The 25,539-nt window shown below is 38.3% G+C and carries 16 protein-coding genes and 1 pseudogene; 11 read left to right on the top strand and 6 right to left on the bottom strand.

Features of this window, described 5'->3' with window-relative positions; all coding sequences use genetic code 11:
• The first annotated feature begins 550 nt into the window (after positions 1 to 550).
• Positions 551 to 1,276: an alpha/beta fold hydrolase gene (locus ACOVQ4_RS11380; RefSeq protein ID WP_421820762.1), complete on the top strand. Its 726-nt coding sequence runs from the start codon at positions 551 to 553 to the stop codon at positions 1,274 to 1,276.
• Between the two features lie 328 nt (positions 1,277 to 1,604).
• Here ACOVQ4_RS11380 and ACOVQ4_RS11375 read toward each other — a convergent pair whose 3' ends face one another.
• The 3 genes from ACOVQ4_RS11375 to ade form a co-directional block, all read right to left on the bottom strand.
• Positions 1,605 to 3,044, bottom strand: a complete 1,440-nt coding sequence (locus ACOVQ4_RS11375) for a SusD/RagB family nutrient-binding outer membrane lipoprotein (RefSeq protein WP_421820761.1) — start codon at positions 3,042 to 3,044, stop codon at positions 1,605 to 1,607.
• A 56-nt stretch (positions 3,045 to 3,100) separates the two neighbouring features.
• Positions 3,101 to 6,346: a SusC/RagA family TonB-linked outer membrane protein gene (locus tag ACOVQ4_RS11370; protein ID WP_421820760.1), complete on the bottom strand. Its 3,246-nt coding sequence runs from the start codon at positions 6,344 to 6,346 to the stop codon at positions 3,101 to 3,103.
• A gap of 485 nt (positions 6,347 to 6,831) precedes the next feature.
• Positions 6,832 to 8,478 (bottom strand): adenine deaminase, encoded by a 1,647-nt coding sequence (ade, locus tag ACOVQ4_RS11365; protein WP_421820759.1) that lies wholly within the window; start codon positions 8,476 to 8,478, stop codon positions 6,832 to 6,834.
• Positions 8,479 to 8,589: 111 nt separating this feature from the next.
• Between ade and cmk the strand changes: the two genes are divergently transcribed.
• From cmk to ACOVQ4_RS11315, 10 genes and pseudogenes are all read left to right on the top strand, one after another.
• A complete protein-coding gene (gene cmk / locus ACOVQ4_RS11360) occupies positions 8,590 to 9,276 on the top strand; it encodes a (d)CMP kinase (protein WP_421820758.1) in 687 nt (228 codons plus the stop codon).
• A gap of 180 nt (positions 9,277 to 9,456) precedes the next feature.
• A complete protein-coding gene (locus tag ACOVQ4_RS11355; RefSeq protein WP_421820757.1) occupies positions 9,457 to 10,551 on the top strand; it encodes an NAD(P)/FAD-dependent oxidoreductase in 1,095 nt (364 codons plus the stop codon).
• Positions 10,552 to 10,680: 129 nt separating this feature from the next.
• A complete protein-coding gene (locus ACOVQ4_RS11350; RefSeq protein WP_421820756.1) occupies positions 10,681 to 13,938 on the top strand; it encodes a hypothetical protein in 3,258 nt (1,085 codons plus the stop codon).
• A 443-nt stretch (positions 13,939 to 14,381) separates the two neighbouring features.
• A pseudogene (locus tag ACOVQ4_RS11345) lies at positions 14,382 to 15,662 on the top strand (glutamate-5-semialdehyde dehydrogenase); the annotation flags it as partial.
• A 417-nt stretch (positions 15,663 to 16,079) separates the two neighbouring features.
• Positions 16,080 to 17,855 carry a DNA polymerase III subunit gamma/tau gene (locus tag ACOVQ4_RS11340; RefSeq protein WP_421820755.1) on the top strand — a complete coding sequence of 592 codons (1,776 nt, stop codon included), beginning with the start codon at positions 16,080 to 16,082 and terminating at the stop codon, positions 17,853 to 17,855.
• 475 nt (positions 17,856 to 18,330) lie between these two features.
• Positions 18,331 to 18,705 (top strand): BlaI/MecI/CopY family transcriptional regulator, encoded by a 375-nt coding sequence (locus ACOVQ4_RS11335; RefSeq protein WP_095161546.1) that lies wholly within the window; start codon positions 18,331 to 18,333, stop codon positions 18,703 to 18,705.
• An 82-nt stretch (positions 18,706 to 18,787) separates the two neighbouring features.
• The gene (locus tag ACOVQ4_RS11330) at positions 18,788 to 19,303 is read left to right on the top strand and encodes an ExbD/TolR family protein (RefSeq protein ID WP_421820754.1); all 516 of its coding nucleotides are present in this window, start codon (positions 18,788 to 18,790) and stop codon (positions 19,301 to 19,303) included.
• A gap of 12 nt (positions 19,304 to 19,315) precedes the next feature.
• Positions 19,316 to 20,647 carry a TonB family protein gene (locus ACOVQ4_RS11325; protein ID WP_421820753.1) on the top strand — a complete coding sequence of 444 codons (1,332 nt, stop codon included), beginning with the start codon at positions 19,316 to 19,318 and terminating at the stop codon, positions 20,645 to 20,647.
• A gap of 645 nt (positions 20,648 to 21,292) precedes the next feature.
• Positions 21,293 to 22,129 (top strand): energy transducer TonB, encoded by an 837-nt coding sequence (locus tag ACOVQ4_RS11320; protein ID WP_421820752.1) that lies wholly within the window; start codon positions 21,293 to 21,295, stop codon positions 22,127 to 22,129.
• 275 nt (positions 22,130 to 22,404) lie between these two features.
• Positions 22,405 to 22,713, top strand: a complete 309-nt coding sequence (locus tag ACOVQ4_RS11315; protein WP_421820751.1) for an isoamylase early set domain-containing protein — start codon at positions 22,405 to 22,407, stop codon at positions 22,711 to 22,713.
• A gap of 53 nt (positions 22,714 to 22,766) precedes the next feature.
• Here the strand turns inward: ACOVQ4_RS11315 and ACOVQ4_RS11310 are convergent, their stop codons facing one another.
• From ACOVQ4_RS11310 to ACOVQ4_RS11300, 3 genes are all read right to left on the bottom strand, one after another.
• Positions 22,767 to 23,876, bottom strand: a complete 1,110-nt coding sequence (locus ACOVQ4_RS11310; protein WP_421820750.1) for an acyltransferase family protein — start codon at positions 23,874 to 23,876, stop codon at positions 22,767 to 22,769.
• Between the two features lie 119 nt (positions 23,877 to 23,995).
• The gene (locus ACOVQ4_RS11305) at positions 23,996 to 24,292 is read right to left on the bottom strand and encodes an autorepressor SdpR family transcription factor (RefSeq protein ID WP_166578975.1); all 297 of its coding nucleotides are present in this window, start codon (positions 24,290 to 24,292) and stop codon (positions 23,996 to 23,998) included.
• 12 nt (positions 24,293 to 24,304) lie between these two features.
• Positions 24,305 to 25,267: an alpha/beta hydrolase gene (locus tag ACOVQ4_RS11300; RefSeq protein ID WP_421820749.1), complete on the bottom strand. Its 963-nt coding sequence runs from the start codon at positions 25,265 to 25,267 to the stop codon at positions 24,305 to 24,307.
• Between the last annotated feature and the right edge of the window lie 272 nt (positions 25,268 to 25,539).

Raw genomic sequence — 25,539 nt, 5'->3', positions numbered from 1 at the left:
GACATGCATTTTTGCCATAGCCCACCTCCGAAAGCCGATACCTGAAAGCTTAAAGTACAATCTTAAACTTTATTTTGCGTACTAACTTAAGTTAATATGCAAAATAAAATTTAATTTTTGAGCCTTTGGCTTTCAGCTTTGGGCATTCGGCAAAAACGTATCTATCGTGACTCAAAAACATTTTAACACTCTTTGCCTTGTGCCTGTTGCCTAGTGCCTAAACTCATAAGTTAAATCTAATTGTGCACAATTTATTAGGTAATAGGAAAGATTAAATTAATAGTATATCTGAAGTAAAATTTGATTATAACATTTTGATTATGAGTACCTTAAAATAATCAATATACTATTAGCTAATAACGTTTTACTACTTAGCTTTGTGCTTTTGGGAAAAAAATTAGGATTGAGTTTTTTTCAAATTCATAGTCTCTTTTTAGCATTTCAAATGCTATTTTATAAAGAGTGAAGGTATTTTCCATATTTCCGAAATCAGAAATCCCCAATCCACAATAGATAATAGCCATTCAATTATTCTCAAAACATTACGGATATGATACAGAAAAAAGTAGTAGTATTATTGCATGGGTTTGGTGAAGACTCGACCGTATGGTTAGGAATAGTCCCTTACTTGCAAAAGAGTTTATTGGTTTTTACACCTGATTATGCCAAGGAAACTGCCTTAAAAACCATGGATGAGTATGCAGACTTTGTCGCCAAACAGTTACAAGAGGCAGGTGTAAGTCAATGTACTGTGATTGGACATTCGATGGGAGGGTACATCGCTTTGGCGTTTGCCGAGAAGTATCCTAACATGATCACTGGCTTAGGCCTATTTCATTCTACAGCTTATGGCGATTCGGAAGAACGAAAAGCTTTACGTTTGAAAAATGTTGATTTCTTGAAAACGCATGGTACAGAAGTTTTTATCAAAAACTTTACGCCAAACCTTTATAGCGAGGAGTTTAATGCTCAAAATCCTGAAGTGGTACAAAAACATATCGATTATTCGTCTCAATTACCAGTAGAAGCCTTAATGGTGGCTATGGATGCAATGCGTATTCGTCCAGATCGCAGAGAAATATTGGCCAATGCCAAATATCCTGTGATGATGATTATTGGTAAAAAGGATAAAAGTATTCCAGTGGCAGATGCGCTTGAGCAATTGGCTTTGGCTAGTAACACAAGTTCATTGGTACTCGATACGGTTGGGCACATGGGTATGTACGAAGAGCCAGAAGAATGTGTGAGATTTATTAAGAAGTTCTTGTTGAAGTAAGTTAGTGCGCAAAATAGAATTTAACTTTTGTGCTTACGGCTTTCAGGTATCGGCTTTCGGCGGTAGGCTTAGGGAAAAAGCATGTCTTTGTTTATTCAACACATTTTAAAACTCTTTGCCTAGGCATATAGCTTGAATCTCATTTTGCACTATTACTTAAGCTATAAATTACCAGTGTAGTTGTTAGTCGATAGAGCATTAGGCAGAATAGCATCAACGAATTCCTGAGAAATTTTGCCTATAGCTGAAAGCCAATAGCCCAATAATTCCCAAACAAAAAAGCTGACTCTTGCGAGCCAGCTTTTTCTGTTACTATACTTAAATGAGATTAGAATTTATCCCAGAAAAGTTTGGTATTTATTTTATCCGAACCGATTGCTGTTGAAGCAGCTTTCCAGTTAAGATTATTTAGTGTTTGTTCGCCTACAGGATAGGTAAAACGAGTTGGAATATCAGCATACGTTTTGTTGGCAGGAACATTGAAGATTGGGAAATCCAAACGTCTCCATTCAGTCCAAGATTCAAAACCACGGTTATACAAAGCAATGTACTTTTGCGTAGCAATTTTTTGTTTGTAAGTACCAGTTGCAGTAGTATAAGCTACCGAACTTTTGGCAAGGTATGCTGTAATATCTGCATCACTTACACCCCAGTAGCTCATCGAAGCTTTGATACCTTGGTTATAGAATTGTTCTGCCGTACCACCAACGTTGTATCCACGAGCAGCCGCTTCAGCAAGATCGAAAGAGATTTCAGCATAGTCCATAATCAAACCTTCTAGGTCTGGTTTTTGGAAAACATCACCGATAGCCGAGAAATTGGTATAGTTACCACCAGCAGCATAAGGACCACCTACATATTTACCATTCAACTGGCCAAAGAAAACCGAACGACGAGGGTCAGAAAGGTTGTTCATCAAGTCGACTACTGTATTTGCAGGAACATAGTCTTTACGTCCACTTTGAATCAAGTCAACCCAGATAGGGTTTGTATTTGGTACATTGCTGTAGTAAGTCAAGGCTGTATTGTCGCTGTTTGATGAGAATACTCCTTTAGCAGCCGCTTCAACCATTGTTTTTGAGGTAGTAGCATCAACATCAGCTAACATCAAACCCATTTTCAACTTTAAGCCATAAGCAAACTTTAACCATTTTGCCATGTCTCCACCATATATCAAGTCTGCCGAACCAAAAGAACCAGCCGATGTATTAATCCCAGCAATAACAGCGTCCAAACGCTTCGCTAAGTCAGCGTAGATTGTTTTGGCGTCGTCATATTTAGGGTTCACATTTTGTGGGTCTAAAGACTCAGTGTATGGGATATTGCCAAATGTATCCACCAATTTTTGGTAAGAATAAATATTCAACAATTCGATAAGCGCCAATTTATTTGCTTTTTCGATGGTTTGTTGGTTACCGATTGGTGTTTCAGCCGTAACTAAAGCTTTGGCTTCTTTCAAGTTATTTAAAATGTTGAAATAAAAACGTAACCATACCGTATCAGGAATTTTACGTGTAGCAATATCGTAATTACTTTCGTCAGTATAGGTAGTTTCAGTCCATTGTTGAGCAAACAAACGGAACACGTTACGGTTCACGTTAGTGTTTACCATTTGGTCAACAAGGTTTGTTTCTGCTGCAGCAAATACAGTAGCAGATGGCACAGAGCCCGAGCTTGGGTGTTTTTTGTCGGTATTCAAATCTTCGAGGTTACTCTCACAAGACATCGACAACAGTGCTATAGATAGGAATGTTACAATTTTTTTCATTGGAATAATATCGTTTTTCGTTTGATGAAAACCTTAACTTGATGTATAGGTTTTAATTAGAACGAGAATTTAAGGCTTGCTCCGATTTCTCTTACTGAAGGATAAACACCCGATTGGAAACCTGAAAGGTTACCTGATGTCAAACCATCTTCTGGGTCAGCATAAGGTAAGTTTTTGTGGATAATCCAAAGGTTACGACCTACTGCAGATAATGTAGCGCCTTTGATGAAGTTGCTTCCGCCGAATAGGTTTGCAGGTAATTTGTAAGATACTGTTACCTCTCTCAATTTAACGTAGCTAGCATCATATACGAAGGCACCAGCTGGATTTCTTCTATAACCGAAGATACCGTAGTTTTCGCCACTTACACGAGTAGTGTTGGTTGTACCGTCAGCTTTTACACCAGGATATACCCAGCCACCGCCATTGTCGATTTTTTCACGTACAGATACACCTTTGTCGTTCAATACGTCTGTTTCTGCGTACAAACCTGTTGCCAAACCATAGTATTGGTCAAGAGAGAACACGCTACCACCTTTTTGGATATCAATCAAGAAGCTAAACGAAAGAGCCTTGTAGTTGAATGAGTTAGTAATACCCATTTTCCAGTCTGGTGTAATGTTTCCAATGATACTTGTAGCATCAGTTTGTGCATAATATCCACTAGTAGCTACTACTTTTTGGCCATTTAGATAAACAAAGTTAGTACCTTTCAAAACCCCGTAAGGCTCGCCAATCGTAGCATTTAGCGTAACACCACCTTGGAATGAACCTAACTGTAGGTTGTCTACGCCATCATACAACTCAACCACTTTGTTGCGGTTCATTGTAAAGTTAGCGTTCAATTTCCATGAGAAGTCTCCTGTTTGAACAGGTACTACAAATGCAGACAATTCAATACCTTTGTTTTCGATAGTACCAGCATTTACATATTTTTTGTCATAACCTGTAGCTTTCGAAATAGACACAGGCATGATTTGGTCGATTGATAAAGTACGGTAAGCCGTAATGTCAAATCCTACTCTATTTTTCAAGAACTTCATTTCTAAACCAATCTCAGCACTTTTAGTACGTTCTGGTTTCAAGTTCGGGTTGTTCAATACTGAACCTGTTACAAACAAAGTTTGTCCACCAAATGCATCTCTTGTATCACCGTTTAAGTTAGATGGTTTTACATAGGTATTCAATAAACTCAACGCAGGTGCAGTATTACCTACTTCAGCGTAGTTTACACGAACTTTACCAAAGCTTAATGCAGGCCAGCTTTCTCCTAATTTGTTAGAGAAAATATAGCTCAAAGAAGCTGATGGGTAGAAATAAGTGTTGTTTGAAACTGGCAAAGAAGAAGAAACATCGCGACGAGCAGTAAGGTCTAAGAACAATTCGTTGTTATAACCCAAAGACGCATTAGCAAAAATACCTTCTTGGTAGATAGCACTTACGTTTTCGGTAGGAGCACTTGCCGCAGAAGCTGAGTTGGCCAATGAATAAATACCAGGAACAACCAAACCTCCCACTGTTGAAGCATACATAGAGCTAACTTCTGTTTTGCGGATGTTACCCCCAATCATACCTTTCAAATTGAACTTATCAGACAAATCTTTATGATAGTTTGCAAACAAATCATAGTTCATTTCTCTGAAAGTACGGTCATAACGAGAGTATTTTGCTGTACCGTTGTTGTTAATCGAACCAACAGCAACACGTTCTTCTTGTTGTTCTGTATAAGTATCCATTGAGATACGTCCCAAAACATCAATGTCATTTGTGATTTTGTAAGTAGCAGTTACATTACCAAAAACACGGTTTCTCCAGTCTGTTTCGTAGTTGTTAGCGCGTTGCCAATAAGGGTTATCCCAGAAAATTGGCTTGATTTCGCTTGGGTCAGTCCAGTTCCAAGTAATGTTTTGTCCTGTTCTTTCAAATGCTGATTTCAAATCTAAGATATCAACGTTGGTTTGATACCACTGACGGAAGCTAGACATAATGTTGTCTGAGTAACCGTTGCTATAACGACCTTTTGCATCTTGACGAGCAAAGTTGATATTAGTCGTAATCGTGAAGTTTTTGCTAAAATCGTGGCTTCCAGAGAAAGAGAAGTTGTTTTTCTGGATGCTAGAATTTGGAAGAATACCAGTTTGGTCAAAACGAGTATATGATACACGGTAAGAACCGTTTTCGCTACCACCATCCAAAGAGATAGTTCCGTTGAATGTTTTAGCATCGTTGAAGAACTTAGCAGGAGTATTTGCTGCTGCTACCCATGCACTAGTTTTACCATACAGTGGCGACGATGGGTCAAATGAACGCCAGTCGTATACCTGAAGACTTGGGTCAAATTTAGCACCCCAAGAAGCATCCTCAGACATAGGAACTACTAAATCTTTTTGGCCATCACCGTTGATATCTCTGTACAAGAATTTAGAGCTTGGGTCTTCGTAGTAGTTTCCATAACCACCACCGTAGCTAGATTGGTATTTAGGGAAAGTAGATTTGTCGATAGAACCTACAGAGTACCCCATGCTCACGTTTACGCCTAAGCCTTGGTTTTTCTTACCTTTCTTTGTAGTAATCATCACAACCCCATTGGCCGCTCTTGAACCATAAAGAGCAGTTGCCGCAGCACCTTTCAATACGTTGATTGATTCGATGTCGTCTGGGTTGATATCCGAAGCAGCGTTACCGTAGTCATAACCACCACCACCTTGAGCTGTCGAAGAGCTAGTAGTGTTAGAGTTATCGATAGGTACACCATCCACTACGAACAACGCCTGGTTGTTACCAGTCAAAGATTTGAAACCACGAACAACGATGTTTGTCGATGCACCCATGTTGTTGTTACGTTTGATTTCAACCCCCGATACTTTACCCGACAATGAGTTGATGAAGTTACTTTCTTTAGCAGTACTTACTTGGTCTCCCTTAACTTCTTGAGTTGCATAACCCAATGATTTTTTGTCACGAGATACACCAAGGGCTGTTACTACAACCTCCGAAAGGGTAGAAGTACTAGGAACTAACTTTACGTCAATTACTGATTGAGAACCAACCGCTACTGTTTGCGAAGTAAAGCCAACTGAAGAGAAAATAAGCGTTGTGCCGTTTCCTACAGTAATACGGTAAGAACCGTCTGCTACCGAAGTGGTACCTTTTGAAGTACCTTTTACTGAAATACTTACACCTGGAATAGGAGAACCATCTTCCGACGAGGTTACCTTTCCTGTAATTTGCCTGTCTTGAGCAAATGTGCTACCTAGCTGTGCCAATAATAGCAAAGCTGTTAGCAGTAAGAGTTTTCTCATAATAATTATTGGTTAAATTGTTGGTAAAATTTTCATAAACACACACCTAAAAGGAGCATGAATAGTGGTTCAAGCATATAATTATCACCATGGTACTTTGGGTACATGGTAAAGATTATTCGTTTTATTAATAATTTATATAAGAGTGGTAAAGCCGAAGCTTAACTTGCAGATAAGAGGATATATGATTTTTGTAAAAACATCTAGCAATAACAATTGCCAGATACAGCCATCAACGCGCGCTAATGGTGATATAATTCCTGAAATGTGTTAGGGATTTTAGTATAGAATGATTCTCTAGGGGCGAAGCTGAACCCTATTACAAGAGATTTTTCTGTCAAAGAAGACAATACGTCCGCTTTTAGTTTGTTTGATTCTAGTGTAAAATTTTTCAAAATAATAGACTATTTAGTTAATGTAGCATTTTCGAATAAAAGAAATTATTCAAAAATGCTATAGTTTTATTTAGTTTTGTTTCGACGAAGTTAAACTTCCAAAGATGTTAATTCAAAACGTTCGCCATCAAAAAGGCCAAGGTCCGAAAGCTTCAAATTTGGAATAACTAGGAGGGCCATAAACGAAAGACTCATAAAGGGTGATTTCAGTTTGGTTCCTAATTGTTTTGCAAATTTATCAATTTCCGAATAATTATTTGCTATATCATAACCATTTTCTCCTGACATAAGTCCGGCAATGGGTAATGGGAGTATTTTATTTTGTCCATCTCCTGATACAGCCGACACCCCACCTTGTACCCCAATAATTAGGTTTACAGCGTCAGATAATGCTTTTTCGTCGACTCCTACAACGACAATATTGTGCGAATCATGAGCCACAGATGAGGCAATTGCGCCTGATTTTAATCCAAAATTTTTTATAAATCCTACCGCTACAGGAGCATCTTGATAGCGATTTACTACGGCAATTTTCAAAATATCATGCTCAACATCCGAAACAATCGCACCATTTACGACCTTTGCTTGGTGCTCCGACTTCAAAGTTATCAATTGTCCATCCAGTACTTCTATGACTTTAATCATAGCATTTTTAGGATTTTGCGCATTTACAACAAAATCTTCAGGGGTTTTTAACGAACAACTAAATTGATTTTGTATCTCGCTACTAAGATTAGGAATAAATGAAACGCCCTTTTCTGCTATTTTTTCTCCGTTCAGATAAGTTGCCAAAATAGTGAAGTCTTTTGGGTTATCGATAAGTACAAAATCGGCAGGGTCATTTTTTCTCAACAAACCTACAGGCAACTGGTAATGCAATACAGGATTGATGCAAGCTACTTGTAATATCTCAAACAATAAATCTGGGTACAATGCCAAGGCTCTTTTGATTAATTCATTGATATGTCCTTCTACCAAATTATCTGGGTGTTTATCATCTGAACAGAACATCATATTTTGGTAATGTTCTGGTAATAAACCAATCAGGGCATCAAAGTTTTTTGCAGCAGACCCTTCACGAATTAAGATTTTCATGCCATATTTGAGCTTATCAAGGGCTTCTTCGGCCGTAAAACATTCATGGTCGGTCTGACAGCCTGCTTCTATGTATTGTTTGGCAGCATCGCCTCTCAAGCCGGGTGCGTGACCATCTACAGGCTTTTGGTATTGTTGTGCCAAGCGAATTTTTGATAACATGTCTGGGTCGCCATTCAGTACTCCCGGAAAATTCATGACCTCAGCCAAATAGCCTACTTCCGAATAATTATCAAACAGATAAGCTATATCTTCGGGTGTAATGGTGGCTCCCGCTGTTTCGAAAGTAGTGGCTGGTACGCATGAGGGTGCTCCAAAACAAAACTTAAAAGGTACCTGACGGGCATTTTTAATCATGTATTCAACCCCTTTTACTCCAAGAACATTCCCTATTTCGTGAGGATCCGAAATGGTCGAAACAGTACCATGCACTACCGCTAATCTAGCAAATTGTACGGGCGTAAGCATTGAGCTTTCGATATGCACGTGGGCATCTACAAAGCCAGGGAGTATATAAGGTGAATTTTGTTGAGGTTGGGAAGCTAATTCAAAGATTTCTTTGATTTGACCTTCTTCAATTGTAATTTGACAGTAAGAAATATTTCTATCAAGTATGTTGATGAAGTTTGCTTGAATCTGCATAAGAGTATAGTTTTGATATTCAGATGTTTATAGCGTAAATGAGTTTAATCAAATTTGTGGTTCTCTCAACTCTGGTTCAAGTTACTTATCTTTGTACAAAATATCTATTCAATGAAGAAAATCATTATTGCACTCGACGGCTATTCAAGTTGTGGAAAAAGTACCACCGCAAAACGTGTGGCAGCACAATTGGGATATGCATTTATTGACACCGGTGCGATGTATCGTGCTGTTAGTTTATACTTTCATGAACATCATATTAGCCTCACTAATCCTAAAGAAATAGAAAAGGCTCTTAGCGATATTCATATTACTTTTCAGTTTAATGAGCATCGTGGCGCTAGTGATGTATACCTCAATGGGTTGAATGTAGAAGATGAAATCCGTAAAATGTATATCTCCCAAAAGGTAAGCGAGGTAAGTGCTATTACGGCGGTGCGTAAGGCAATGGTATCGCAACAACAAAAAATGGGTAAAAGCCGTGGTGTTGTAATGGATGGACGTGATATTGGTACAAAAGTATTTCCAGATGCTGAGGTAAAGGTATTTATGACAGCCGACCCTGTGATTCGTGCCGAAAGACGTCAATTAGAACTTTTGCAAAAAGGTGAAATGATTGACTTAGAAGAAATTTTGGAAAATCTCAAAAAACGTGACATCATCGATTCCACGCGTGAGGAGGGGCCGCTGGTACAAGCAGAGGATGCTGTTTTGATGGATACTTCTTTTATGACACTAGAAGAACAAGTGGATTTTGTGATTCAACTACATGATGCAAAAGTGGCACTGCTAGATTAGAGTGAGGCATATTGCGACATCATCTGCAAAAAACAAATAATTACTTTAAATAGTAAAACCATTGAGACTGAATGATAAGTAAACTTTCAGCATCAATGGTTTTTAGTTTTTGAGAAAAATGTAGTCAATATCGACTATCTGTTAAGAGAAAAACCTTTTTCTAGGTCTAATACTTTAGAAATGACAACAAAACATTACGATTATTTATTGGTAGGACAAGGACTTGCGGGGTCTTTATTAGGATACAGTTTACTAAAGCGAGGTTGTTCAGTAAAGATTGTAGATAATTATGAGCAGCCATCATCATCTCGGGTGGCGGCAGGTATTTACAATCCTGTTACGGGGCGTAAATTAGTAAAAACGTGGTTGGCAGATACGATTTTCCCATTTCTCAAAACCTATTACACCGAACTGGAAAGCGAATTAGGCAAAAACTTCTTCCATCCAATGCCTATGTTTCGCCCATTTCCTAATCAAGAAGTGAAGGATTATCTTTTGCAGGAAACGGCCATGACCAATTATGGCGATTTTGGACAATACCATACGCCCAACGACTCGCTCAAAAGTGTTGTAAAAAGCGAACTCGGAGGAGTCATGACCGATCATTCTGGTTGGGTAGATTTACCGCTGATGTTGGATACTTTTAAAGAATATTTTGAAAAAAAACAATGTTTGTTGCAACACTTATTCGATTATCAGGGTCTTCATCTTGAAAGCAATACATACCAAGTAAATAACGAATGGACGCTGAGCTTCAATAAATTGATTTTTTGTGAAGGCTTTTATGGACGTAATAACCCTTATTTTTCATGGCTGCCGTTCAATCCTGTAAAAGGAGAAGTGCTTCGCGTAAAATTTAAAGAAGATATATCATTGAAAGAAATGATTAATCAAGGCGTTTTTGTGATACCACTTTCTGATGGGCGCGCTCGGGTAGGAGCTACTTATAGCTGGCACGAGTTAGACTGGGTACCAACCTCAAAAGGAAAGCTGGACTTGCTTGAAAAATACCATAAGCTTATGTTGGCAGATATCGATATCGAAGAACACCTTGCGGGAGTTCGTCCTGCTACCAAAGACCGTCGCCCACTGGTTGGTATACATCCAAAATATACCAATCTGGGGATTTTCAATGGACTTGGCTCAAAAGGTGTTTCTTTGGCGCCATATTTTGCTGAGCAATTGGTTGACTTTTTGGTTAATAAAAAAGAACTTGACCCAGAAGTCAATATAAATCGTTTTGGTTCGTTATATTTAGGCCAAAAGCAATCTTAAGAACTTGTTCTAGGCGATTAGCAATATGCGCTAGGCTTAGATTTGTGAAGGATAATCCAAAAGGTTTGGTTCTCTAATACCACATAATTTTAAGCTTTTCGTAGCAACAATACCCAAGCTGAATCAACAATGAAAAAAACTATACTAGTATTATCTCTGCTAGCCTCGTTTTATGCTGATGCCCAAACTACTTTTCCTACACAGGAGCAGTTTGGGAAAAATAGAGTTCAGTACCGCCCATTTCACTGGAAAGTTTTAAGTACACAAAACTTTGAGGTGTATTATTATGAAGGTGGGCAGCAAACTGCTACGTTGGCGATTCAAATGGCTGAATCAGAAATCGACCGAATTACAGAAATACTTGGTTATTCTCCTTTCAATCGTACCAAGATTTTTGTGTATAACGCCACTTCCGATCTTAATCAGAGCAACGTGGGTTTGAGCTTATCTAGCGAAAAGGAAATTCGTGACGAAAATCTAGCCAAATCTCGTATCGAAATTGCTTATTCTGGTAGTGCCTCTACTTTTAGAAAAGAATTAACACGTGAAATATCTCGTGTGTTTATCCATGATATGTTGTATGGAGGTAGTATCAAAGAATCACTTCAAAACTCTTTGTTGTTAAGTGTACCAGAATGGTTTATCTCTGGAATATCTCAATATATTGCTGATGGATGGAGTACCGAGTTGGATTCTTACATGAGCGATGCTATCATCCATAAGTTTATCAAACGCCCTAATCAAACCTCCGGACGAGAAGCTAGTCTGATTGGGCAATCGGTATGGAATTATATTGCTGAGCGTTATGGTCGCGAGAATATCTCAAATATTTTGAACCTAACACGTATTATTCGTAACGAGCAAACCTCTATCTCGAGTACTCTGGGTATGCCATTCTCTAGATTTTTGAAAGAATGGAAAGAGTTTTATACCGCCAACGCCGAGTCGACAATTACCAATTTTACTCTTCCTAATTATGATTTTAAAATAGGACAACAAGCGCTCAATGCACCCAATCGCTTGAATCAGTTCAAAATAAGTCCTGATGGTAATTTTCTGGCTCTCACAAGAAATGACCTTGGTCGTTCGAGTGTCGAAATCATTGATCTGAAAAGTAAGCGTACCGAAACAATACTGACAAGTGGTTTTAAAACTCTCAATCAGTCAATTGACCACACCTTACCTTTAGTGTCATGGACAAAGGGCGGCTCATTGGCTATCATTTTTGAAGACCGTGGCGATATGGTATTGTATGTTATATCGGATATCTCAGAAAAGGATCTTTCAGGTAAGCTTCAGACCAAACGTGTGCTGAAAAATTTTGCACAAATTAGCGATTTCGATATCTCAGATGCAGGTACTCAGCTTGTATTTAGTGCCGAAAGTAAAGGCCAAAATGATTTATTCTTGTTAGACATTGCCCGTTCGGCGGTAAGTCAATTAACAAATGATTTTTATGATGATTTGAATCCTCGTTTTGTTGGAAGCGCAGGGAAAGTAATTTTTGTGTCAAATCGCCTCAAGGATTCATTAGAAGTAGATAAAGGAACTCATAAGTCTGTAACCAATCCGTTTAAGTTATTTTTACATGAAGGAAAACCCAAAACTGAAACCGTGAAAGTTTTGGTGGATTCTTTAGGTAATATATCTAACCCTATTGTAGCAGACGGCAATACGGTTTATTTCTTGAGCGACGAAAAAGGAATTCGGAACATTTATAAGTTAGTGGCTGGTGAAAATGCGCCAAATCAAGTCAGTACATTCCGTACCGATATTACCGACTTTGATTACTCCCTATCAAGCAATAGCTTGATTTATCGTTTTGTCGATAATAATCAAGATATTATTGCCTATCAAAAAAATGCAGATTTGGGTATAAAAACGGGCATTCCATTCACAAATCGCAACATTAGATTGTTTGGCGCCCCAATCCTAAATGCTCCTAAAGCACCTACTGATACTCCCAAGCCTACCGAAGTATCTAAGCAGCTAGCTCAGCCAACAATCCAATTGTTGCCAGGCGAAGTAGATACAGATAATTATCAATTTGATGAAAATGCTGGTTTAAGGCCATCTTCATCTACAAGTGCTGCCGATAAAAAGAATGATAGAAAATCTCGAACAGAACGTATTTTGTCTTCTAAGCAGGCCCGAAAAGATAATGTTAAAATCAAAGGACCTACCGACTACAACAATGCATTTGTGGTAAATGGTACTGAAACAGATTTTGTGGTAGACCCATTGCCACAAAGAGGCTTCGGCTTGAATGCAAATCTTAAGATGAATGACTTGCTAGAAAATCATTTATTGAAAACTGGTTTATTTTTAACTCCAAATCTTAAAAACTCAGATTTATGGGCTGAGTATTCGTATCTGGCCAAAAAAATAGACTATTCAGTGCGATTCGATAGAAGAACAACAAGTGACGATGGAGAAATTCAAGATATAAAATATCGTTTGAATAAAGTAACTTTTAGTGCTGCCTATCCTATCAATACCAATTCGAGAGTATCAGTTTCTACTAACTTTATTACAACTCGATACTACGAATTTGATTTGAATACTAGTGTGATTGCTCCTTACTTGCCAACAGTCAATGCCGATTATGTAGGCGCCCGAGCGGAGTATGTGTATGATAATACAATTAGTCATGGACTCAATCAACTGGAAGGGACTAGGTTTAAAATACGTTATGACCATTATACTGGATTGACGTCGGCATCAGATGGTTTTGAAAAAATTAATATTGATGCTCGTCACTATATCAGATTAGGGAGAGGAACCATTTTGGCATTCCGTGCGGCTGGAGGACATTCTTTTGGTAACGCACCAAAAGCTACTGTTATGGGTGGAATGGACAACTGGATTGGTCGCAACTACGAAGCTACCAACAATAAAAATAATCCCTTTACCTCGAGTACAATTGATAAAGACTTGTTTTTCTTAGATTATGCCACTCCTTTGAGGGGTTTTAATATGAATAAGATTTCGGGAAATAGCTTTATGGCCTTAAATGCCGAAGTGCGTTTCCCAATTGCTAAATATTTGTACTCGGGACCTATTTATTCAAATTTCTTTAAAAATTTACAGCTGACAGGTTTTACAGATATTGGGACAGCATGGTCAGGGGTTGGGCCGTTCTCTCGCAGAAATGCATTTAATACCTATGTGTTGCCAAATCTAACTCCTGCTCAAATCGCCAACGGTGAAAATATTCCATTCAGAGCTACAATTACAGATTTCCGTAGCCCATTCTTGGTAGGCTATGGTATTGGAGCACGTACTACTATTTTGGGATATTTTGTAAAGTTTGATGTAGGTTGGGGTCTTGAAAATAAAGAAATAAAATCACCAATTTCATACCTGACTTTAGGATATGATTTTTAGAATATTATTTTTTGATATTTTAACATGAGTCATCCCAAATTTTAAGGTTGGGATTATCTTCCATAATTTTCAAAAAAAAGGGGTCGGGATATATTTTCCGACCCCTTTTTTGAGGCTATCATGCTAGATTTACTTGGTTTGATACGCAAGCATAGAGACGCAAGCATTGCGTCTCTACTGGGAGAATCTAAATTTTAACATAATCACTCAATCGCTAAATTAGGGGTGACTCATGTTTTATTGGGTAAAAGCTATCAAGTTCGAACTTTTGTTTAGGTAATATCTGTTTTCAACCAAATACTATCTGGAGTATTTTATAAAAATGTAGGATAGATTCAGAAAATCTTTCCGAAATTTGGAGTAAATATTTTACCCGTAAGAGCTGAGAGTATCATTTCAACCTTTCAGAAAGCTATCTCTGACTTTTACCACCATTTAATGTTAGCCAACTTATGCAACTTGAAACAATCGAACTAACGTCTATTGTGCCAATTTTGGCCAAGACGCATGCGGCTTCGGCAGAAATCCGAAGACTTAGCGACCAACAAAAAAAGGACATTCTCTATCGTTTGGCAGAGGTATTGGTAGCCAATACTACGCAAATTATGACAGAAAATGCCAAAGACTTGTTACGCATGGACCCCGCAGACCCCAAGTACGATCGTTTGATGCTTACCGAAAAACGTATTGCTGATTTGGCCGAAAGTATGAAGGATGTCGCTAATCTAAACGACCCTACAGGCGAATTACTTTTGTCAAAAGAACTTCAAAATGGCTTAAAAATTAAAAAAATAGCAGTACCAATGGGAGTCGTTGGGGTGATTTTCGAATCCCGTCCAAATGTAACCGTTGATGTAACTGCACTTTGTATTCGCTCTGGTAATGCCGTGGTGTTGCGCGGGGGCTCTGATGCTTTTGATACCAATACCTTTTTGGTAAGTCTTATACATGAGGTATTGCGCGAGTTTGGAGTAAATACAGACGCTATTACGTTATTGCCAACCGACCGTGCATTTGTCAAAGAACTATTGACTGCTACTCGATTTGTCGATTTAATCATTCCTCGTGGTTCGGAGTCATTGATTCAGTTTGTACGTCAAAACTCTTTGGTACCAACTATCGAAACAGGCGCTGGCGTATGTCACACATTTGTTGAAAAAACAGCTGATTTAGCCAAAGCAACCGAAATAGTAGTTAATGCCAAAGTATCTCGTCCTTCGGTATGTAACTCCTTGGATACGGTTTTGGTAGATGAAGCGGTAGCTGAAACATTTTTACCAAGCTTAATAGAAGGCTTTAATCAATGGAATGTTGAAGTTTTTGCCGATAATACAGCTTATAAAATCTTAGCAGAAGCAGGTTTCAAATCCTTACAAGAAGCGACAGAAGCAGATTTTGGCCGTGAGTTTTTAGATTATAAATGTTCTATCAAAGTCGTTTCTGGCTTAGAGGAGGCATTAGACCATATTCGTAAATACTCTTCGCGTCACTCGGAGGCAATTCTTTCAAAAGATACTGAACTGTGTCAACGATTTGTGCAAGAAGTAGATGCCGCCGCAGTGTATACCAACGCTTCTACACGCTTCACCGATGGAGGACAGTTTGGATTAGGAGCCGAAATTGGTATTTCAACTCAGAAGCTTCACGCCAGAGGACCATTTGCACTCGAAAAACTCGTTACCGAAAAATGGATTGTAGAAGGTGATGGCCAAGTAAGATGGTAAGCATTTAAGGCTTTCTGCTTTGGGCATTTGGCTTTGGGCTTTCGGCGGTGGGCTTTGTAAAAAAGCATGGCTTTAGTTAATAAAAATATTTTAACACTCTGTGCCTTGTGCCTGTTGCCTTGTCCCTAAAACAAAAAACGCACGAAAACTTAATATCAACCATGAATTATCTTGAATCTTGAAATTAGGATGATTCTATAAATTTTAAAAAAGGCGCTCGAAATTAGCTTTTCGAACGCCTTTTTTGATACTGCAACACAAAAAATAGACTGGACTCCAGACTTAAAGTATTATATCTCTTTCAATAAAATTAAAATAATCACTCATTCACTCAATCGCAGTTCACTCAATTAAAGAAGACGCATGTTTTTGATTCCCTCGTTTGTCAAATCGTCTTACAATTCCTAACTTGCATCTATGGAAAACTTCGTAGTCTCGGCTCGGAAATATCGCCCTGCTTTGTTTGATTCCGTAGTGGGTCAATCTCATATTACAACTACTCTCAAAAATGCTATCCGAACCAATCATTTGGCTCAGGCTTTTTTGTTTTGTGGTCCTCGTGGAGTTGGTAAAACTACTTGTGCAAGAATTCTTGCCAAAACTATTAACTGTCAAAACCTTACGCACGATGCGGAGGCTTGTGGCGAGTGCGAATCGTGTAAAAGCTTTCAAAATAACGCATCTTTCAATATTCACGAACTAGATGCGGCTTCTAATAACTCGGTCGATGATATTCGTAATCTAATCGACCAAGTGCGCTATCCACCTCAGTCGGGACGATATAAAATTTATATCATCGATGAGGTGCACATGCTGTCGACAAGTGCCTTCAATGCTTTTCTGAAAACCCTTGAGGAGCCACCTGCGTATGCTATTTTTATTTTGGCAACCACCGAAAAGCATAAAATTCTCCCAACGATTTTATCAAGATGTCAAATTTTTGACTTTAATCGTATTCAAATCGGAGATATGACACAACATTTGGCCAATATTGCAGCCAAAGAAGGGATTATCGCCGAATGGAGTGCCCTTGAATTGATTGCACAAAAAGCCGATGGCGGTTTGCGTGATGCGCTTTCGATGTTCGACCTTAATGTGACTTTTTCTAAAGACAATACTTTGCATTATGCCGAAGTATTAGAAAACTTACACATTTTGGATTATGATTATTATTTCAAAATGACCGACGCCCTCATGGAGTCGAAAGTAGCAGAAGCGTATTTACTTTTTGACGAAATATTGAAAAAGGGATTTGATGGGCATCAATTTGTGGTGGGTTTGTTGGAGCACTTCCGCAACTTATTGGTTTGTAAAGACCCTATAACGGTAAAATTATTACAGGTTTCGGAGAGTGTTCAGCAAAAATATCTGGAGCAGTCGGCTAAAGCAAACTTTTCGTTTTTGGCATCAGGATTGAGTATCGGTTCTCAATGCGACCTGAACTACAAATCGGCCAAAAACCAAAAATTGCACGTAGAAATCACTTTGCTTAAGTTGGCACATATTCCGCATGTGCTCAATTTGAGTGCACTCCCTACTGTGGAGGGTGGGGCTGCGGGAAAGCCTAGTGCCGATAGCCCTGCTGTTGTACAGCAGCCTATCAGTACGCCAACGGCCACGTCTCAGGTTCCTAACGCTGTGCCTTCTCAGCTAAGTAATACTTCGGCTGGTTCTGTTTCGACTAATCCTGCACCTGTAGGAGCAATTCCAAAAGTAAATCTCGGAGGACTAAAAAGTACGGCTAATCTAGGAAAACCCGTTGCAGAAACGCCCAAAGCATCTTCGGCGCCCATGCCTGTATTAGAAGATAAGCAGGTTGTTCAAAATAAAGCCTTTACCAAAGAACAGCTCAAAACGCAATGGGATTCGTTCGTAAAATGGCTCGAATCTCGTGAGCGCTTCAGCGAGTTTGTGATTCTTAATAGGGATTTTACCCTAGAAGGAACTACGATTCATTTGGCGGTTGATAACGAAATTCAGGTAGAGCTACTGACAACAGCATTACGTACAGAAGTGCTTACACATTTGCGTAAAGCTATGCAAAATAGTACGATTCATATCGAGGTATCGATTTTGAAAGAAGAAGAGAAACCAATGATTTATACCCAAGCCGAAAAGTTTAAGTTTCTGGCCAATAAAAACCCTGCACTCAACGAGTTGAGAAATGCTTTAGGTTTAGATTATGATTATTAAGGATATTACTAGTTCAAGACTTAGTCTTGGACTAATTTTTTTAAACAGTTTAGAAACTGAAACAAACAATAGTCCGATACCTAGTATCGGACTATACAATTTTTTAAAGGATAAGAAACAGAATAGAGCTATAGTACAAATTGATTATACTCTTCTGATGATAAGTCTTTCTAATAACTTCCTTTTATTTCTATTTGTGCCATTCTAGGATTACCTACCAAAGACAACTACTATTCCATTCCTAATTTTCTATTTTTTCTTTTTTTTGAAAAAAAAACTAATCAAATAGTTGTTTAACTAAAATTTTAGTTTTAACTTCAACTCATCAAAAACAGAGTACTCAAACAACAGGTATCTAATTATAAGTAATAAAGCAGAAGAAAATATCTTTTGGCTGTTGAGTATCAGCAATGAGCTTACGCTCTTTTCCAAAATGCTATATTGAATTTTGCACACCAACTTATAAACTACAATTATGCAAGAAATAGACAAAGAGTTGACTCGTGCCGAAGAGCAGATTATGCAGGTGCTTTGGCAAATCGAAAAAGGCTTTGTAAAAGATATTCTAGATTATCTACCAGAGCCAAAACCTGCTTATAATACCGTCTCAACGATTGTTAGAATTCTTCAGGAAAAAGGCTTTGTGAGCCATAAGGCCTATGGCAAGTCACATGAGTATTTTCCGGTTGTGAGCAAAGAACAATACAGCACCTTTGCAACCGAAAAATTGGTTGAGGGCTATTTCGAAAATTCTTTCTCAAGTTTATTTTCTTTCTTTTCTAAAAAAGGAAAAATAGACGTAAAAGAAGCCGACGAAATTTTGAACTTAATCAATAGTATGAAGAAATAGGAGTTGAGATTATCATAATTCAAGGGTTTCGACATTTGAGCCTCCAGCAAGATAGTCGAAACCTGATAACCAAAACATTGCTATGGCTGAAATTTCTACATCCGACAAAGGGGGCTCGCGCCGCTCCCGACAATCTACTCGTGTCGATATGACACCGATGGTTGACCTAGGTTTTTTGTTGATTACCTTTTTTATGTTGACTACCACCTTATTGAAACCCGTTACAATGCAGTTGAGTATGCCCGATAAAACGACAGATAAAGGGTCGGATATTCGAGAAAGCGAAACTTTAACAGTGATTTTGGACAAAGAAAATAAGGTATATTATTACCAAGGTATCCCAACTGACCCCAGTATTGTGCTTAAATCAACTGATTTTTCGTACAAGGGAATCCGTCAAATATTATTTAATTACAAAGCTAAAATTGGAAGGCGCTTCACAGTAGTGATAAAGGCAACCGACCAAGCTCATTATCGAAACATGGTAGATTTGTTAGACGAACTGGCTATTACCAATAATAAGCAATATGCCATCGTTAATACATTAACAACCAACGAACAGAATTTATTATCGCTTCAATCTCGACCATCAATTTAACATTAACTGCGTATGAACTGGCTGCACTATTTACTCCAAGTGAATCTGTATCTGATTCTATTTTATGGATTTTATCACATTGTCCTGCGTAAAGAGACGTTCTTTTATCTCAACAGAGCTTATTTGTTGGCAACCTCCGCTTTAGCATTTTTTATCCCAATGTTGCAGTTTACGTGGGTGCGTGAGCAATTAGTGAGTGATGGTGTGTATCATACTATGAAGTATATCTACGACCCACAAATGTATTACACCCCAACCGAAAGTTTTGTACAACAGGGCTGGACTTGGGGAGATATGATTGCTGTCGTATATATAACTGGCGTTCTTATTGGTATTGGTCGAATGGGACTTCAGATGGCTTATTTGGGTAATTTACTCCGTGGGAAATCACAGAAGAAGAATGTGAATAAAAGTGCATTTTCCTTTTTCAATTTCTTGTTTGTGAGTAAAGATATGCCTATGCGTGATGTGATTATGCGCCACGAGCAAGTACATATTCGTCAATTGCATTCGGCAGATATTATGTTGTTTGAGCTTTTGGCAATATTTAACTGGTTTAATCCTATTATTTATTTATACAAAAAGGCTGTTCGTTATATCCACGAGTTTATTGCTGACGAAATAACGAGTCAATGGGAGGAGTCTAAGGAAGAATATGCGATGCTGTTGTTTCACGAGCAATTTGGTGTACAGACTGTCCCTTTAACGAATAACTTTTTTAATGATTCAATGCTGAAACAACGCATTCAGATGCTGATGAAGGACCGTTCTGAAGACGATGTTCAGTGGAAATATCTATTAGTTTTACCTTTGTTGGGTGCTATGCTGATTTTGGCATCGTCTAATTTGAGAGGTTCAGAAATGGAACAACGTCTCAATGTAAAATGGAGAGCTATTGTAGAAAAAGGAGGGCAGGCTGTTGTACCAAGTAAATCTGGTAGACAAGTATTGGCCGAGTCAGGAATCAGTATTTCAAGTGCGACGATTATCAGTCCTGCTTTAGCCGAAGAACTACAAATGGAAGCCGATTCCATTTTGAATGGCGTTGACCACCAGCCAGAGTTTAATGGTGGTATGCCCGCTTTTGTGGAATACTTACGTGCCAATTTGAAGTATCCAGAAGAAGCTCAAAAGGCAAATATGGAAGGGAAGGTGTATATCCAATTTGTGGTAAATAAAGACGGCTCTGCTGAAGATTTTAAAGTGCTAAAATCTGCTGGAGAACCCCTTGATAATGAAGCTTTACGGGTATTGAGGTCTGTCCCAAAATGGGTACCAGGCACACATCAGGACAAATTAGTAAGATGTACTTTCGTCGTCCCTATTTCATTCAAAAAAGCATAAACATAGTAAGTTGTTTTACACCAATTTCAGCTTTAGGCCATAGGCTGTATGCATTAAGCAATCAATTATACGATAAACTTAGCTTACAGCTTATTGCCTAATGCCTAAAGCAATACTGAGTCCAACTTCCTACCTCTATTGAGGTATTTTTTTACTAAATAATAACTAAAAATTTAGTTCTACTATTGAAATGGCACACCAAACAGACAAAGTGTGTAAGCTGTCAATAACTAGTTCGAGGCTTTGTCTCGGACTAGCTATTGCTTCAGTTTTCAAACTGTTAAAAAAATGAGCCCAGTACAAAGGCTTGAACTAGGCATTGCGAATAAAGGAATTTTCATATTCTTAAAATCAGAAATCTGTAATAGTTGGGAAAGTCCTAATTCTGCATTAGTACTGGACGAAGGTTTAGCACTGTCTTTAAGATAAAATTGATGTAGTGGCAACTGCAAGAGGTGCCACTACATCAAAAAATGCTAATGATAAGAATTCTTTTGAACGAAAGAAAATCCTTCATACAACCCTAATTCTACATTCATAATTCAATCATTCATAATTCGCCATTACCCAGCCTCATCTAAGGTAATTTTTTTCAATACAACAACTAAAAATTTAGTTTTAAATTCTTTTAAACTTCTCAATATCATGAACAACAACTCATCAAATCAACAACACGAGACCTTAGATGATATTATCTTCGAAGGTCGTAATAAGCTCTATGGTGCTTATTTTTTAAGACAAGAGTACAAACAAATTGTTAAAAAAGCCACTTTGATTGGCGTAGGGGCATTTGGGCTAGCTTTATCGACTCCTTTTATTTGGGCATCACAGGATTCACGAGATAAACGTGAAGTAGAAATTGTCCTACAAGATGTAGAACTACCGCCTGCGGAGGAAAAGAAAATAGAATTGCCAGAGCCACCCAAACCAGAAACACCTGTTGAGCCAGTAAAACAAATTAAGTATTTAGCACCTGAGATAGTAACCGATGAAAGAGAAATTGAACTACCACCAACCCAAGAGGAACTAGCCGAAAGTAAGGCTGTGATTGGTACTGAAAATGTGGACGGAGCCGAAATCGAAATGCCTCCTGTAGATCCTGACCTTGCCAATACGAAGCCCGCCATAGAAGCTCCTGTGCATGTCGAAAAAACAGAAGAGAAAGAGTTTTTAGTCGTTGAACAAATGCCTGAGTACAAAGGAGGAATGAGAGCTTTATCTGATTTTTTGAGTAAAAATTTGAAATACCCATCTCAAGCTCAGCGTGCTGGAATTGGTGGAAAAGTATATGTTTCTTTTATCGTTTCAGGTGACGGGAGTATTTCACAACTAGCTGTAGCCAAAGGCATTGGCTTCGGATGCGATGAAGAAGCCGTGAGAGTGGTGTCCAAAATGCCTAAATGGATACCCGGTAAACAGTCGGGAAGAGCCGTCTCGGTTCGCTTTACTTTACCTATTACTTTTCAGCTTATGGAGGAATAGTTCTAATTTAAAACGTATGAGTTTTGCACCTATAATAGGCCAGTTCTATACTGTTTTTAGTAAAGAGATTAGTTAAATTATAATTATTTTAATATAATTATTAATTAATTGTCTGGTTGTTAGGTTTTTATGGAAATATTTTTTGAATATTTGCGATAAATTTTTATCTTAGTTAAATAGATAAAGTACAATTTGAGTGTTTGGTAAAGACCATTTCACTCTTTCGCAAGTGAAAAAAGAAATCTAGCAATAACTCCTAAAAACTTATTATCATTATGGCAATTACAAAACAGTATTTGAAATCAAAACCAGTATGTAAAGTAACATTTGCAGTTCCTGCCGACCTAGCAAACGGTGCAAAAGCAGTGAACGTGGTAGGTGAGTTCAATAATTGGGATGCCTCGGCTACAGCCTTGAAAAAACAAAAAGATGGTACTTTCAAAGGTACACTAGAATTAGAAGCTGGAAAAGAATTTCAATTCCGTTATTTATTTGATAGCGCTATTTGGGCTAATGAAGCTGAAGCTGATAAGTTTGTTCCAAACGGTATCACTCCTGACGAGAATTCGGTAGTTGTATTGTAATCATTCGAGCAGTAAGAAGGCGCCTCTTACTGCTCGAGTTGTTTACTTATTGACTAAACTTTGACAAAGATTTTTTTATTGTGCATGATCCAAAGTATGCCACACCATAAGCTTACGAGGATAATTGCTCCTGCAAGGGAAGCATTATAAGGGCTATCAAACCATGGCGTAATCCATGATTTGTATAACCAGACTTGAAGATTGACTTCTTCGCCTTCGGCATTCTGTAGTTTTATCATTCGTAAAATACGCGGAATCAGACCCGATAAGAAGAATACTGTGATAGCGTTGACACCGTATACCACGAATGGCTTGGTCCATCGTTGGTAGCCTTTGACATCAATAAGCCAGTACAATCCCACCCAAAAGCAAGTTGCCATACCAGCAGTCCAACACACGTATGAACTTGTCCACAAGGACTTATTGATGGGAAATCCCGCACTATCCCAAGCCCATCCGACTAGCATGCCCATGCATCCTATTAAACAGAGATTGAGAAGTTTTTTATGAACTTCTTGATCTCTGTTTTGCATATAATACCCTGCCAACATACCTGCAATGCCATTGCCAATGGCTGGTAAACTACTCAATAACCCTTCGGGGTCCCAAACTTTTGCTGCTTTATAAAGATGTGGAATCCCCAAAATCATACGGTCAAAATAAGCTCCTAGGTTAGTTTCGGCATATAAATTGGCGGCGCCAATGCCTGGTACAGGCACCACTGTCATAAGGATATAATACAAAATCAGTATGCCAGCTAGGATGCCAAGTTGAGTACGAGGTTTGGTATAAAGAAAGAGGATAGAGCAAAAGAAAAAGACCAGGCTTATGCGTTGCAAAACGCCCATGATACGTACTACCGATATATCAAATTTGGGAAAAAGAGATAGGAAAAGTCCTAAGCCAAAGAGCTTTAAACTACGCTCCAATATCTTCAGAAGGGTCTTCGAATCGGGTTGTTTATCTTTAAATGCATAAGAAATGGAAACTCCAACGATAAAAAGAAAGAAAGGGAATACCAAATCGGTAGGAGTACAGCCATCCCAAGCGGCGTGTTCGAGAGGCCAATAGATATGTCCCCAATCGCCTGGGTTGTTCACCAAAATCATCATGGCTACCGTGAGCCCTCGAAAGGTATCGAGCGAGAGTAAGCGTTGTTTCATAAGTTGTTGTTAGAAGTGTAATTCTAAGATAGTCGTTATTGTGTGATTTAGCGAGTTGTGATTGAGTAATTTTTGAAAAAAGTCTAGCTTTTCAAAATCACTAAATCACAACTCTCTCATCACAATTTGTTGGGTGCTATTTCAACCTTCGAAATCTGTACCTCTGGCTTAAACTGCAATATCCATGCAAGCACTTCGTCCATCACGGTCATATTGAGCGAGTATTCGATAAACTGCCCTTTTTTGATAGCGACGACCAATTCGGCCTGTTTGAGTAGGTCGAGATGATGCGAAATACTCGGTTTCGACATATTGAATTGCTCGGCGATTTCACCAGCATTGAGGTCTTTGTCTTTGAGGAGCTCTAAAATTTCACGACGGGTGGGGTCGTTGAGCGCTTTGAATAAGGTATTCATAACTTAAATATTTTATCGGAGTTTTTTGATCCAGTTAACGATTCCTTCCATAAGTTGAGGTGCTAAAGGTAAATCTGGATTTTGATAATTTTGTTGTGATTCCTGTGGGTCTAGCGTGCCTAATTTGAGTACATGATTCATTTGTGTAATCATCAGATAAGTAGACTTTGGAGCAGCCTGATGCAAGGCTTGTCCTTCTTTTTCAGCAACTTGAATATCGGCATTGCCTTGAACAATCAAAATTGGGTTTGTGATTTTAGTAATTTCTTGGCTAGGATTATACCGCAACCACGAAATCATATAGGGCTGAATACTCGTGCGAAACAAGCTGAAAATTACCATATTTTGCATGAGTTTGGGAATAGTTTTACCTTGTTTGAGTGTTGCCAAATAGTTTTTGACTGTATCCTTTACCGAATCAGGAAGCGCTTGTGGGCGAAGTTGCTCATTGATTACCTCATCGATTCCTTGAGCGATACCAGATACCGAAATATAGCCATCTACCTTTCTTTTTTGTGCCAAAAGCATTCCTAATAACGAGCCTTCCGAATGTCCAAGAACAAGTACTTTACCAAATCGAGGATCTTTGCGAAGTGTATCCAAAAATTGAGCTGCATCGTCGGCGCCTGTTTCAAAACGCATATCTATTTCTTTGACAGCGGTATTACTACTTTTTCCAATACCTCTCTTGTCATATCTCAAGCTTGCTATTTGATTTTTTGCCAAGCCTTCTGCCAACAATTTATAGGATTGAGCCTTTACGCCCAAAGGATTATTGCCATCGCGGTCTGTCGGACCCGAACCTGCAATAATCAGTACAACTGGCATAGGCTTAGTCGTTTGAGGTACTAATAAGGTTCCTTCAAGATTACCTTTGGTTTGAGGTAATATTACGATTTGTTCTTGATTTTGAGCGAAAAGATTGAACTGAGTAAATGCAACCGTCAACCATAGATAGATAAGTTTTTTTGTCATGATAGGAAAAGGGTGAAATTTTTCTGAATATTAAGTATTTATTCGATGTTGAAAAGCTTAAAGATAGCTATCGTCAGAAGTATCTCTAGTCTCAAATAGTGTAGATTTTTGCATACTCAGCAGCGTTTGGGTAAAAATACATGAATCGGTAGTTTTAAAACACGAAACATAAATCTCTAAAGCCATTGAAAATTTGACAAGTTTAGCATTAAAAAAGGACAATCATCACACCTACATTTTCAAATTATCAAATCTTCAAATTACACAAATCC

The sequence above is a fragment of the Flectobacillus sp. genome, from assembly GCF_049240685.1.
Classification (GTDB): domain Bacteria; phylum Bacteroidota; class Bacteroidia; order Cytophagales; family Spirosomataceae; genus Flectobacillus.
This window is presented reverse-complemented; position numbering and strand designations above follow the sequence as displayed.

Coding starts and splice junctions, on each gene's coding strand:
- ACOVQ4_RS11380 (WP_421820762.1), top strand. CDS start 551: ATGATACAGAAAAAAGTAGTAGTATTATTGCATGGGTTTGGTGAAGAC.
- ACOVQ4_RS11375 (WP_421820761.1), bottom strand. CDS start 3,044: ATGAAAAAAATTGTAACATTCCTATCTATAGCACTGTTGTCGATGTCT.
- ACOVQ4_RS11370 (WP_421820760.1), bottom strand. CDS start 6,346: ATGAGAAAACTCTTACTGCTAACAGCTTTGCTATTATTGGCACAGCTA.
- ade (WP_421820759.1), bottom strand. CDS start 8,478: ATGCAGATTCAAGCAAACTTCATCAACATACTTGATAGAAATATTTCT.
- cmk (WP_421820758.1), top strand. CDS start 8,590: ATGAAGAAAATCATTATTGCACTCGACGGCTATTCAAGTTGTGGAAAA.
- ACOVQ4_RS11355 (WP_421820757.1), top strand. CDS start 9,457: ATGACAACAAAACATTACGATTATTTATTGGTAGGACAAGGACTTGCG.
- ACOVQ4_RS11350 (WP_421820756.1), top strand. CDS start 10,681: ATGAAAAAAACTATACTAGTATTATCTCTGCTAGCCTCGTTTTATGCT.
- ACOVQ4_RS11340 (WP_421820755.1), top strand. CDS start 16,080: ATGGAAAACTTCGTAGTCTCGGCTCGGAAATATCGCCCTGCTTTGTTT.
- ACOVQ4_RS11335 (WP_095161546.1), top strand. CDS start 18,331: ATGCAAGAAATAGACAAAGAGTTGACTCGTGCCGAAGAGCAGATTATG.
- ACOVQ4_RS11330 (WP_421820754.1), top strand. CDS start 18,788: ATGGCTGAAATTTCTACATCCGACAAAGGGGGCTCGCGCCGCTCCCGA.
- ACOVQ4_RS11325 (WP_421820753.1), top strand. CDS start 19,316: ATGAACTGGCTGCACTATTTACTCCAAGTGAATCTGTATCTGATTCTA.
- ACOVQ4_RS11320 (WP_421820752.1), top strand. CDS start 21,293: ATGAACAACAACTCATCAAATCAACAACACGAGACCTTAGATGATATT.
- ACOVQ4_RS11315 (WP_421820751.1), top strand. CDS start 22,405: ATGGCAATTACAAAACAGTATTTGAAATCAAAACCAGTATGTAAAGTA.
- ACOVQ4_RS11310 (WP_421820750.1), bottom strand. CDS start 23,876: ATGAAACAACGCTTACTCTCGCTCGATACCTTTCGAGGGCTCACGGTA.
- ACOVQ4_RS11305 (WP_166578975.1), bottom strand. CDS start 24,292: ATGAATACCTTATTCAAAGCGCTCAACGACCCCACCCGTCGTGAAATT.
- ACOVQ4_RS11300 (WP_421820749.1), bottom strand. CDS start 25,267: ATGACAAAAAAACTTATCTATCTATGGTTGACGGTTGCATTTACTCAG.